The sequence below is a fragment of the Paenibacillus sp. plas6 genome, from assembly GCF_057221655.1.
The window spans coordinates 373,273-386,018 of sequence record NZ_CM170151.1 but is presented as its reverse complement, the minus strand read 5'-3'; the positions used below and the strand labels follow the sequence as shown (position 1 = coordinate 386,018).

Below are 12,746 nucleotides of genomic sequence, written 5' to 3'. Positions count from 1 at the left end.
TTTTGCTCGAATATAGATATATAAAGGGAGGGATTGCATGCTTCAATTTATAAAAGGACAAAAACGTTCTTTAGTCACTGATTTTCAAAGGCTTAACATGAATATTGAAACAGAGCTTGAGAAAAAAATGTTCTTTATTCAATTACACAAAGAAGACATCGATAGAATCCACTCAATATCCTCGATAATAGAAGAGAATGCACTACTAATAGCCCGTAGACATTATGAGGCAATATGTCAATTACCAGAGACAAAAGCTATCCTAGAAAAATACAGCTATGAAGAAAAGTTTATTAAAACCTATGGTAACTATATTAAATCAATTGGCAGTTTTGAACCGAATGCGCAATATATCGAAAATCGTAAAAGAATAGGCAAGGTTCATTCCAAAATACAATTAACATCAGATTGGTTTATCGCTTCGTTTATTCGTATTTATGAGCTATTAATTCCTGCAATTATACAAAAGCTAGGTGGCAACAAGGCTACAGCAACGCTTATTAGTTTACAAAAGCTAATGTTGCTAGATTCGCAAATTGCCCTTGAAGCTTATCAGGAAGCCCATGAGTTTAAATTTATTAACACAAATTCAGAAATTATTGAGGCTTTAATTGAGATTGATGAAGTAAGTGAGCTGTTAGATTCTGTGGATCATTCAATTGATGCAGCAACAAATATAAGTTCTTCAGCTGAGCAACTTGCAGCTTCTATTCAAGAAATTGCTAAGCATGCATTAACGGTTGCTGAAAATAGTGAAGATATGGTGAGTTCAGCACGCCAAAGTGAGACAAGCATTGGGGAAGCTTTAAGCGGAATTAGCCAGCTTGTAGAGGAAATGCGCGAGATTAGAAAGCAATTTGTTGGTCTAAATAGTGCAGTTTCAAAAATGACAGATGTTGTTTCATTTATTAATGAAATAGCAGAGCAAACCAATCTGCTGGCTCTTAATGCAGCTATTGAAGCTGCTAGAGCAGGTGATGAAGGCAGAGGGTTTGCGGTTGTAGCTAATGAGGTGCGCAAGTTGTCTAATCAAACAAGTCAATCTGTTGAGCAAATTAAAGGGATGATTACTGAAATACTAGAAACGTCCAATCTAGTTGATAAGATGACTTTAACGATGGAGCAAAATATGTTAGACGAAGGTGAAAAGACTAACACCGCAATAAATCATCTTAAAGCAATTATTACTGGAATAGAGGATATGGGCGACAGAACATCCAATATTGCTGCGATTATTGAGCAGCAAACTGCTGCCACAGATGATATTGCTAGCGGAACCGGACAATTACTGAAGCATATCGGAATCATTAGAGATAATGCAACAAAAACGGGGCAAAAAATTTATGATGTTAGCTATAAGGTCAATGAATTGCGCAATGATACCATTCGTTTTATGGGCAGAATTTCTGATGACCATATGATACGCATTTTAAAAACAGATCATTTGTTATGGGGCTGGTGGGCATATAACAGCATTTTAGGCTATCATGCGCTAGATGCTAAGGAAGCAGGAGATGTAGAGTCTTGTCGTCTTGGAGAATGGTACAATCGAATGCGAGCAAATGGTAGATTGAATCAAAATGAAACATTCCAAAGTATTGACGCTCCGCATCGTGAAGTTCATAAAAAGTTGCAAGCAGTTGCTCGCTGTATTGAAAATAACGATCGAAAAGCTGCATTAGAACAATTGGAAGAAATCGAAAATCACTCACAAACGATTGTCTCTGCTTTGGATTCCTTATACGACAGTATTTTTTCGCATAGATAGTGTACAGAAAGAAGCTCTTCCTCTATTATGTTATTGAAGCTAAAGTGAGAAGCTTAATAATTATTATAGGGGGCTTTTTCATTGAGAATAGGTGGAATTGAAGCAGGTGGAACTAAAATCATTTGTGGGATTGGCGATGAGCAAGGGAATATCGAAAAGAAAATTAGTTTTCCCACAGAATCACCAGAGATTGCGTTTGAGAAAATCTATCATTTTTTCTCCAACGAGCAAATTGATGCACTTGGTGTAGGTACATTTGGGCCAATTGACGTTGATCGTAATAGTCCAACCTATGGCTATATTACCTCTACCCCTAAACCAGGTTGGAAAAACGTAGATGTGTTAGGCAAGCTTAAAGAACGTTTTAGTGTACCAATTGGTTTTGATACAGATGTCAATGGAGCTGCTCTTGCAGAGGCGATGTGGGGCAGTGCTAAAGGCGTAAGAAGCTGTGTATATTATACAATAGGCACAGGAGTAGGGGTTGGAGTTTACGTAGAAGGCAATTTAGTACATGGACTGCTCCACCCTGAAGGTGGCCACATTCCAGTTAAACGTCATCCAAAGGATAGTTTTGAGGGATTTTGTCCGTATCATAAGGACTGCCTGGAGGGAGTAGCCGCTGGTCCAGCGATTGAAAGAAGATATGGCATAAAAGGTCATGAGCTTCCTAAGGATCATGAGGCTTGGGAGCTTGAAGCCTACTATTTGGGGCAAGCTTTGATGTCGACAATATTGCTCTTATCTCCACAACGAATTATTTTAGGTGGGGGTGTAATGCACCAAGAGCAGCTATTTCCACTAATTAGAAAGCAAGTGGTTGCTAATTTAAACGGTTATGTTCAGCATCAGCTTATTCTTGAGCAAATTGACCAATATATTATTGCACCAGGACTAGGGGATAATGCGGGATTGTGCGGAGCAATTGCCCTTGGATTACTAGAGCATAAACGCAACTAGCTATCACCGTAAAAATAAATTGCACAAATATGAAACATTAATTTTTTACCTTCGTATTAATGGCTATAATGTAAAAGTAATTATGGCTGTGATGTGAAAATTTGGGAGGTATAGAACAATGAGTATTTTTCAACGTTTGTTTAGAATAGGGAAAGCTAATGTTAATGCAGCGGTTGATAAGCTAGAGGATCCTGTGAAAATTATTGATCAGGTATTACGTGAGCTTGATGAAGATGTAGAAAAAGTAACAGCAGCCGTCACTTCTCAGATGGCAGTTGAAAAACGCTTAGAGCGTGAGCTAAAAGAAGCTGAGGAGCTAGTTGCAAAGCGCGAATCTCAAGCACGCCAAGCCCTTGCCGCAGGTAACGAAGAATTGGCGCGTGAAGCATTGGCAGATAAAGCGAAACAAGCAGAAAAACGCGATAAGCTGAAAGAAAGTTATGATCGTGCAAAAGCTACTGCAGACAAACTGCATGCTCAATTAAACGATCTAAAAGAACGAGTTAGAGACATGAAGGATCAACGCAGTACTTTGGTTGCTCAAGCAGAAGCAGCACAAGCACAGCAAAAAATTAATAGTACGATGAAAGGCGTTGGCAAAAATGATGTTGGCGCGACTTTTGCTCGTATGGAAGAAAAAATTCAACGAATGCATGATGAAGCAAATGCAGCATTCGAGCTAGCTAATGAAGATAAAACATTAGATCAAAAGTTTGAGGAGCAGTTAAAGTCTAGCAAGGACAAAGCGATCGATGATGAGCTGGCTGCTCTAAAAGCTGAGCTTGAAGGCAATAAATAAATGATATGAGCAACGTTACAATGTTGCTAATAGTTTTTGACGTGAACGGGAAAAGCCAGGTTAAGTTAACCCGGCTTTTTCTTATGGAGGCTAATCTATGAAGAAAAAAATACTACCTGCAATTCTCTTTCTGTTCATGTTAACTTTCATACTATTTCCTTCTTTAACTGTGCTTGCAGCTAATGATACCTATATTGAGGATGAGATGGGAGTATTGTCCAAGTTTGAGCAGAACAAATTAAATGAGTTGATTAGTAAGCAAGAAGTTAAGCTTCATGTGTTTATTACCGACACACTTGGCTCTCGAAATATAGGTGAATTTAGCACACAGCTTTTTTCTGAGTGGAATTTAGGACAGAATGATGCTTTACTTGTAATTCTTGATGGGGACGGAGATGTCTGGCTACAGCTTTATGAGCAATCACGAGTGGAGCGAGCATTATATGCAGCAAAAGACTTAAACAAATCAGATCCTGTGCTTTCATTTTTAGAGGATTACTTCTTTCCTCAAGCAGCTGCTGGAAATTACTATGCAGCTATTGAAGAAACAATGGATGGCTTAAGTTATTATGTTGATAAATATAAAAATGGCGCTTTAGGGACTGCGAGTGAAAGCAGAAAAACGAATGAACAAGGCTCTTTGTTGCCAGTGCTAATTATTATAGCCATTATCGTTATTGGCGTGGCTTTAATCGTTATTTTTGATCGCCGCAGAAAACGTAATCGTGCAGCACAATTGCTGTTTAAGCTCGAAGATCAATATGAAAAAATTTCCGAGAAGATTCAACAGCTTGATGCTGATATGGAAGAAATTAAAAAGTTCTCAACAGGGAAATCACGCGATATTATTGGCGAGGCAGAGGATGATTTATACGATCTGTTGCAGCAAATGTCGCTTTACCCAGAAAAGATACGTGCTTGGAAAGGATTAAGTAAATCTCAACTGCAAAAATCTTCAAAAGAGTTACATACTTTTGCAAATGAGTTGCAGCAACTCGAGCATACAGCCGCTCAATTACAGACTGCGGTAGATAAATATAAAAGCATTGAGGGTGCTGCAACTAAGCTGTTAGAAGAGTGTAAAGTGGATTTTGCTAAAGGTCAACAAGCGTTACAGGACATAGCTACTGATGGAGAAACGACTTTGCAGGCACTATTTGATCGTCAAGCGGAGCTGCAACAGGTGCTAAAAGACATTGAATCAACATTAGCATTTAATCCAATTGAAGCTAGCAAGCGGTTAAATGAGGAAGAAGGCAGAATAAAAAGCTGGGTGGCTGATGTTTTAGAATATGAGCAATTGCTTGCAGCATTAACGAAACTGCCAGAACATATTAAAGCAACGAAGCAGAAGTTAGAGATGTTAATTGCTAACGAGTCATTAACATTGCAGGAAATTTCCCCATATCAATGGTTTGATTCGATGAATGGACAGTTGCTGACAATTGAGCGTTCATTAAAAATCGGTGATGTGCCAACAGCAAGAGATTGTGCAAATCGGATTGAAAACTGGTTAAACACTGCATTATCAGATGTAACAAAATCAATTGCTGCACGGGATGGCAATATTGAACATATTGCGGCACTATCGAAAGATATTTTGAACTTAAAAACTGCACGTATGACAAAAGTTCAGCAGACTTTAGAGCTTGTTAAGCGACAATTTGCAGATACCCATTGGTTAGAAGCTGATCGATGGCTTAAGCAGCTTCCGCAGCAAATTACAGCGCTTGAAGAGCAAATTAGACAGGCTGAACAGTATAACGCTAAGGAAGTACAACGTTATTTAGAAGCTGAAAAGCTCTTAATAGCTGCTCAAAACAAGCTAAATGAGCTTGAAGCGAAATCCCTGGAGTTAGAGCAACTCCATCGAGAGCTTGAATCAGCGGCGGAACAATTCAAGCAAAGAGTTCATCAAGCAAAAAGAAATGTGCAGCAAGTCATTAACAATTTAGAGCGTCATCACTTGCCAATTCGCGGAATAATGAATGAAGCGTATCATCGCACTGAGCAAATGATAAATATGCTAGAACAACAGTTAATTAGCACTCCAATTCAGCTAAACGGTGTCAACGAGCAATTTATGTCGATCGAGCAAGCTTATTACCAGTTTAGTCAAATGGCAGAGCAGGCGATTGCTGAAAAACAAGCTAAGGAACGGGCAGAGCAAGAAAGACTTAGACAGTTAGCACAAATTGAAATGATGCGTCGCATGGCTGATCAAAACCGTCATCATCGCAATGGCGGAGGCGGGTTTGGCGGACCTGGCGGAGGTTCGCGCGGCAGCGGCGGCAACTTCCGCGGTGGTGGAGGTTCACGCGGCAGCGGCGGCAACTTCCGCAGCGGCGGCGGCTCACGTGGCAGCGGCGGCAAGTTTAAGTAAGTGTTAGGAATACTTAAACAAGCAACAAACTCCCATCTTTGTAGTAGTAGTTTAATGTCTACTGTCTACACTGATGGGAGCTTGTCATTTAGTTTTCTAGATTTATTTATCTTTGCCTGGTAATAAGGAGCTGTATTGTAAAGTTTTGAGGAGTCGGAGCAATCTAATAATCACGCGCATGTATTTATCATTAGTCAGTTAGTTGGATTGCCATTCCTTAGGAACATCTATCTTAGCTGATGGACAATGACTCTTTAACTGTTCAAGAAAAAGATTCATTGGAGTAGGGGAGATTTTAATATCTCCCGTTACATATTTAATATGAATGGCATCTTTAGATGCAGAAATACGTAAGCCTTCCCACATTTGATTAGCTTTAGTAACAGTTTTAATTTGCTCATAAGGGATTTTTATTCGAACGAAAGCTAACTTCACTAATAAATGCTCGGGAGTAAACCGATAACTCATCGTATAGCCCATCCACAGTGGAACAATGACACATCCTACTCCAACTAATGCTAGTAACGATAAACCTATAGAGAAGCTAGCATTACGAATCATACTAGAGAGTGGAGCAATTAGAATTGGACTACCTACCAAAGTAAGTAAAATTAAAATGATATGAGTACTGGAATCATATTTGCTTTTAAATTTCATGATTCACTCCTGCACATTATTCTACTGATTTGATAATTTCTGCAATATAAATCTCATTTGATAGGCCACTTGTAGGGTCAGATACTTTACTAACTGCGCCCCACTCGGTTTGTACCGCTGCTGCATAATAATAAACGCCACCTGCTGCTACATAAGCTGCGCCAACTGCAACTTGATAAATTGCTGCTGCATAAAAAACAACTACTAATCCAACAACAAAAACAATTGCAGCTGCAGGATTATAGATATCATCTTCAACTGAGTGAGCTATTTCTTCATCTTCATAAAATGATAACAACATTTTGCTGCCCATTGCTAAAGCTTCTTGGACTTTTTTTGGATTATGAGTTGTAACTAAAGCTTTAAAGTCGTCAAAAAATGTTGGAGATTTTTCCTTTATTTTCAATATTATTTCATCACCTGCTGTAATGGCTTCTTCGCTATTCATAAATTCATAGATTTCTGCATTAAATACCTTGGGAGTTAATTTTTTACCGACTTCACCTTGTGCAAAAAAGATTCCGCGAAATAACTCCTCACTAGTGTATGAGTTTGAGTTAGTCTTCACAATTGAAGTCTGAGCGGGAGAGAACCCCATTGTAAAAAGCATGACTGAGACCAATAGTAATGTCACAATTTTCTTCATATTGTTTCACCTCTTAAATAAATAATATTTTTTTAACTCAACTTTCATATATGATAAAAGTTGAGTTAAAAACTAATGATCTACAGAGTGTAATGTTTGAAGTTCTGGATGAACTCTTTGCTTTCTATACAGAATTTGCTTAATAAAGTTAAATTCTATAGGTTTTTCTTTAAATGCGATTAACAATCCTGCGCACATGATTAAAGAAAAGCTATATAAACCGATAAAGACAGCAAAAATTAAATGGAGTATAATACCTAAAATCAATAAGTATATATTGAATTTTTGCTTTGCAATAATTCCTGCACCTAGTATCAATTCTATAACTATTGTCCCCCAAGTAGGGATAACTACTAGAGCACTATTAAGAATTGGATCACTGATCCATTTAAGGAAACCATTTAACCCTAACATAGGGTCGTTCATATAATAATAGACTGCTGTTCCATCTACCCATTCTGGATTTTTTATTTTAGCAATTGCAGCATTAAAATAGATGATGCACATTTGTATTTTTATAGCACCTAAAAACATAACAGCTATAATTTTAGAATGTATTCTTATGTGGGATTCTTCGGGGGGAGTACTTTTTGTCCAGTGCCATCTTCTGTTGTCTAAAAGAGTTACAGGTATTAATAAAAACGTTAACACAACAGCTACTTGTTCTCCACCGTCTATAGTAGTTGCAGTATTTTGAATCGATGAAGCTATCCACCAATGAATTATTCCTGTTATTCTAGGTCTCCATCCTGACATAATTAGCAATAGTAGTGCGATTACAATCCATTTAACTATATTTAAAGAAACAAGATCGGTTGGACCTAAACAAAATATACTAATAGGATATACTGCACAGGAAGGATATTCTGGTAAGCCTGAAACTGGTCTAAAAAAGGTTGATACATCGTTTAAGAGTAGAGTCATTAAGGTAGAAAAGGCAAGTAATGTTCTAGCAATTCCATAAACGTTAGTCCAAGGACTTTTATTTTGAATCCATTGTAACGTAAACTGGTTCAATTTACTGTACAACTTGATACCACCTTTGCGTATTTTAATGGAACATCATCTAACTCCATAAGATTTGCCCAAGCCCAAGGTATAACCTCTCTAGTAACTAAGTAATACTCACCACAAAAAGAGGGGTTTGGGGAAGGATTTTCTATATTAATTGAGGAAGAAGGATTTTCCTTAATACAAGCAGCTAGACTATGATCACATTCGATCCACTTCTCTTCAGGGATTTGTACATATAATAATCCATATTCAATTCCTTGAGCTCTGCCTTTTCTTTTCAAACCAAAAAAATTACTTAAATTGTTGTTTGGCCAATCAGCAGCAAATTGTAGGTTAGTATCATAAATATATATATTTTCATCTCTTGGATCTTTGCTAAAAAAACCCCATCCCTGAGGGAATATAGCGGCAATTATAGTGTTTTTATATTTGTTTAGAGGATTTACAGGCAAAGCATTATTTAATGCAACGATAAATAATAGTGAAAGAAACAAACATGTTATGAAGAAAGTAAGAAAATACGATGTCTTAAGACTCATTTTTACCTCCTAATAATTATTCTTAAATAAATATCATTATTATACAAATGGAAGTTAAAAAAATAGGTCTTATTTCATAGTACATATAAATTTAATCATAAGTGTGTAATTTTGATTTTTTTCTTGTCATATTCGTCATTAAATTAATCTTATCTTTTGTTTGCATTTTTTAAAATAAAGAGGTTATTATTTATACTTCTTATTAATTTTGAAATTCAGCACTAGCGCTACTTTTTCATTAATTAATTCCTCAGATAAAATACCTAACTGAACAGCAGTCATCATCGCCTCAATGACCGCTTGCTGTTGCTTTGGCTCATGCCCAACGATTAGCATAGTGTTGCCTGCTTGCAGCGCTAGAACAGCAGCCTCTCCAATATCATAATGCTCCGTAATACCACCCATCACTAAGTCATCTGTTACAATAATCCCTTCAAACCCTAACTGCTCGCGCAAATAATGAGTAATAATCGTATGCGAAAGAGAAGCGGGATAATGCTCGTCTATTTGCGGTAAATAAAGATGTCCAACCATAATAGCGTCAATATGCTGCTCTATAGCTGCACGAAAAGGAATTAGCTCTAAAGTTTCTAGCTCCTCCCAGCTTTTATCAATGATCGGTAATGAATAATGGGAATCAACATTTGTATCGCCATGCCCAGGGAAATGCTTACCGACGGTTAAGACATAGTCGTCTAAGCCATCAAGCATAGCCATACTATGTTTAACAACACTTTGTGCGTCAGAGCCAAAGGCGCGACTGCCGATTACAGGGTTGTCAGGATTATTGTTAATATCAAGCACCGGAGCAAAATTAATATCAATTCCTAGCTCTTCTAGCACCTGTCCTATCTCTTGACCAGCCTGCTTTGTAGCAGAAGCATTATCAAGCTCTGCCAAATACTGTGCTGCAGGAAATTGCTGAGGCAGACGATTGACTTTACCACCTTCTTGATCAATCGAGATCCAAAGCGGAATTTCATGTGATAGCGGGAGCGTCTTTAAACTATGAATAAGTTCGCTGAGTTGAGCGCTGCTTTTAATATTGCGCTTAAATAATATAATATTACCGATACCTTGCTCCTCAATTAGCTGTTTAGTTTGCTTACTTGCTTCTGTGTTGTTATCATCGATGCCGAAAATGAGTAGTTGTCCTATTTTTTGCTGTAAAGTTAATGTCGTCAGCAGTTGATCAATTTGTTGATTTACCAGTTGTTGCTCAAAATCATTCGTTGATTGTAAGGGAATAGAACGGTTAGGTTGTTCTGGTAGCAGTATAGGAGCTGGTAGCTGAGAAGTCTCTGTTTCATTTGAAGTATCCTTAATTTCCTTAGATGAAGTTAGCGATAACCAACGTTCTTCTTGTATAAGTATAATTATTGCGCAGAACAAGATAATGAACATTACTACTGAGCCTAGCAAATAGCTTTTTTTCATTTGTCTGTTCCTTTCTTAGCTAGCCATAGCTTTTGTTGATGTAAGGTGGATTTGAACTTATACGGAATGAAGAGGAGGCAAGGAAGAAAACTACTGTTATTTGTTGAGTTCAATTAAGCTATATTTACATGGTGTAAAGCAGAAATCGGACTTCATCTAGTAAAACTTTTACGCTAGACAAAGTCCGTTATTGCCAATAAAATCATATGTTATGCTTTGAATAAGGTAGCGATAGATCCGCCATTTGTAATAATGTCAATGGCTTGAGCGATAAGCGGAGCAACACTTAACACAACAAATTTATTAGAGTGCTTTTCGTCCAACAAAATTGTATCGGTAATAAGCACTTCATGGATGTAAGGATGATCCAGCTTTTGCACAGCATTATCGGAAAATACCCCGTGAGTTGCACAAATATATGCATCACGAGCTCCGCGTTTATGCAATGCTTCAACTACATTTACAATCGTGCTGCCTGTATCAATCATATCTTCTATGATGATAGGGGTCATCCCTTCAACTTCCCCGATAATATGGGTAATTTCTGATTTATTGTGTGCAGGGCGATTTTTAATCATGATTGCAAATGGGCAATTTAATAAGCCTGCAAGCTTTTCTGCAACGGTTGCGCGACCAGCGTCAGGAGAAACCACGACAGGATTGTCAATATTTTTCTTATTTAGCGTGTTGATAATAAGATCCAAAGCAGTTAAATGATCTACTGTAATTTCAAAGAAGCCTTGTATAGCATCAGCGTGCAAATCAAGTGTAATAATTCGATTCGCACCTACAGTAGTCAAAATATCTGCAACCATTTTTGCAGAGATTGGTTCACGCGGCTTGCTTTTTCGTTCTTGACGAGCATAACCGTAATATGGAACGACTACGTTAATGCTTCGCGCAGAAGCACGTTTTGCAGCATCAATCATGACCAACAGCTCTACAAGGTTTTCATTGACTGGGTGTGAGATCGACTGAACGATGAAAATATCGTGATTACGTACGGATTCCTCGTACGATACATGTATTTCACCACTTTGCTGACGAGATATGACGGCTTTTCCAAGTGGCACTTGCAATTGATTACAAATAGCTTCTGCAAGTGGGCGATTTGATGAGCCTGAAAATATTTTTATTTGTGACATAATATCCTCCAACTATAGCTTGTCGCTAATAACTAATCTTGATTTTGCTAATAACTAATCTCTGTTTCTTATGTAATATAATAACAAAAACGTATTAGCTTCTCAAATAATAACATGTTTTTAATTCTTTGTGCGAAAAAGTAATAACAGCCATGACAACAATCAGTCATGGCTGTTTGTGAATTATTTTAAGTTTGCAATTTCAACGTTAGGATCTACATCTGCTTCATAGTCAATGCCTTCAAGGTTGAAGCCGAATAAACCGAAGAATTCATTACGGTAGCCTACAAGGTCCGTTAGTTCATAAATATTTTCAGTTGTAATTTGCTCCCAAACTTTAGCGACAGCCTCTTGAATTTCAGGACGCATTTCAAGGTCATCAATACGAATTTGACGAAGTTCGTCTACAGGAACGTCACCGTCTTTATATAGTCGCTCTGCAAATAAACGATACATTTGCTCGATACATCCTTCATGTGTACCAGCTTCTTTCATAACTTTATATAGTGCAGAAATATAAAGAGGTACAACAGGAATTGCTGAGCTAGATTGAGTAACAAGCGCTTTGTTTACAGAAATAAAGGCACGGCCGCCTTTTGCTTTTAGCTGCTCGTTTAGCACATCTGCAGTTTGCTGTAAATCTTTTTTCGCAGCACCAATTGTTCCATCATGGTATACTGCGTGAGTAATTTCAGGACCAATATAGGAATATGCAACAGTTGTAACATCATCCGTTAATACATCTGCTTCCTGCAGTGCATCAATCCACATTTTCCAGTCTTCGCCGCCCATAACAGCAATGGTGTGGCGTAATTCTTCTTCTGTTGCAGGCTCTATCGTTGCCACAGTTACTTCACCAGTATGGAAGTTTACCGTTTTATTCGAATAAACTTCATTAAGCGGTTTGATGACAGAAGAGAATACTTCACCTGTTTTTGGATGAGTGCGACGAGGAGACGCGATGCTATATACAACTAGATCGATCTTTCCAAGTTCGTTTTTGATTAAATCAATAGTTTTGTTTTTAATTTCATCAGAAAATGCATCGCCAACAATGCTGTATGATTTTAAGCCAGCTTCGTTAGCCGCAGCTTCAAATGCAGCAGAGTTATACCAGCCTGCTGTTGCAGTACGAGATCCTTCAGCAGGTTTATCAAAGTAGACACCAATTGTATTAGCACCAGCGCCAAAAGCAGCAACGATACGAGAAGCTAATCCATAGCCAGTAGAAGAACCAACGACAAGTACATTTTTTGGTCCTTTAATCGGAGCTTGCTGCTTCACATAATTAATTTGTGACTGAACCTGTTGTGCACAGCCAACTGGATGGGCTGTAGTACAAATAAATCCTCTTGATTTTGGTTGAATGATCATATATCAGATATTCCTTTCTATCAT

The 12,746-nt window shown here is 37.8% G+C and carries 11 protein-coding genes; 4 read left to right on the top strand and 7 right to left on the bottom strand.

Annotated features, from left to right (window positions below):
- The first annotated feature begins 37 nt into the window (after positions 1 to 37).
- The 4 genes from AC2TDL_RS01930 (at position 38) to AC2TDL_RS01915 (ending at position 5,910) form a co-directional block, all read left to right on the top strand.
- Positions 38 to 1,768, top strand: a complete 1,731-nt coding sequence (locus AC2TDL_RS01930) for a methyl-accepting chemotaxis protein (protein ID WP_484698396.1) — start codon at positions 38 to 40, stop codon at positions 1,766 to 1,768.
- An 81-nt stretch (positions 1,769 to 1,849) separates the two neighbouring features.
- Positions 1,850 to 2,728 (top strand): ROK family protein, encoded by an 879-nt coding sequence (locus tag AC2TDL_RS01925; protein ID WP_484698395.1) that lies wholly within the window; start codon positions 1,850 to 1,852, stop codon positions 2,726 to 2,728.
- A 118-nt stretch (positions 2,729 to 2,846) separates the two neighbouring features.
- Entirely contained in the window at positions 2,847 to 3,527 is a 681-nt protein-coding gene (locus AC2TDL_RS01920; RefSeq protein ID WP_484698394.1) for a PspA/IM30 family protein, read from the top strand.
- Between the two features lie 97 nt (positions 3,528 to 3,624).
- Positions 3,625 to 5,910 (top strand): septation ring formation regulator EzrA, encoded by a 2,286-nt coding sequence (locus AC2TDL_RS01915; protein WP_484698392.1) that lies wholly within the window; start codon positions 3,625 to 3,627, stop codon positions 5,908 to 5,910.
- A 198-nt stretch (positions 5,911 to 6,108) separates the two neighbouring features.
- On the opposite strand, the gene AC2TDL_RS01910 is transcribed toward AC2TDL_RS01915, so the two are convergent.
- From AC2TDL_RS01910 to fabV, 7 genes are all read right to left on the bottom strand, one after another.
- Positions 6,109 to 6,567, bottom strand: a complete 459-nt coding sequence (locus AC2TDL_RS01910) for a PH domain-containing protein (RefSeq protein WP_484698390.1) — start codon at positions 6,565 to 6,567, stop codon at positions 6,109 to 6,111.
- A gap of 16 nt (positions 6,568 to 6,583) precedes the next feature.
- Positions 6,584 to 7,213 (bottom strand): sporulation delaying protein family toxin, encoded by a 630-nt coding sequence (locus tag AC2TDL_RS01905; protein ID WP_484698388.1) that lies wholly within the window; start codon positions 7,211 to 7,213, stop codon positions 6,584 to 6,586.
- Between the two features lie 72 nt (positions 7,214 to 7,285).
- Positions 7,286 to 8,242 (bottom strand): sporulation-delaying protein SdpB family protein, encoded by a 957-nt coding sequence (locus AC2TDL_RS01900; protein ID WP_484698387.1) that lies wholly within the window; start codon positions 8,240 to 8,242, stop codon positions 7,286 to 7,288.
- Entirely contained in the window at positions 8,227 to 8,766 is a 540-nt protein-coding gene (locus AC2TDL_RS01895) for an SdpA family antimicrobial peptide system protein (protein WP_484698385.1), read from the bottom strand. Before AC2TDL_RS01895 ends, AC2TDL_RS01900 begins: the two co-directional genes overlap by 16 nt.
- Before the next feature lie 186 nt (positions 8,767 to 8,952).
- Positions 8,953 to 10,203 carry a beta-N-acetylhexosaminidase gene (nagZ, locus tag AC2TDL_RS01890; protein ID WP_484698384.1) on the bottom strand — a complete coding sequence of 417 codons (1,251 nt, stop codon included), beginning with the start codon at positions 10,201 to 10,203 and terminating at the stop codon, positions 8,953 to 8,955.
- A gap of 209 nt (positions 10,204 to 10,412) precedes the next feature.
- On the bottom strand, positions 10,413 to 11,348 hold the full coding sequence (locus AC2TDL_RS01885; protein WP_484698382.1) for a ribose-phosphate diphosphokinase: 936 nt from the start codon (positions 11,346 to 11,348) through the stop codon (positions 10,413 to 10,415).
- A 183-nt stretch (positions 11,349 to 11,531) separates the two neighbouring features.
- Entirely contained in the window at positions 11,532 to 12,722 is a 1,191-nt protein-coding gene (fabV, locus tag AC2TDL_RS01880) for an enoyl-ACP reductase FabV (protein ID WP_484698381.1), read from the bottom strand.
- Positions 12,723 to 12,746: the final 24 nt, after the last annotated feature.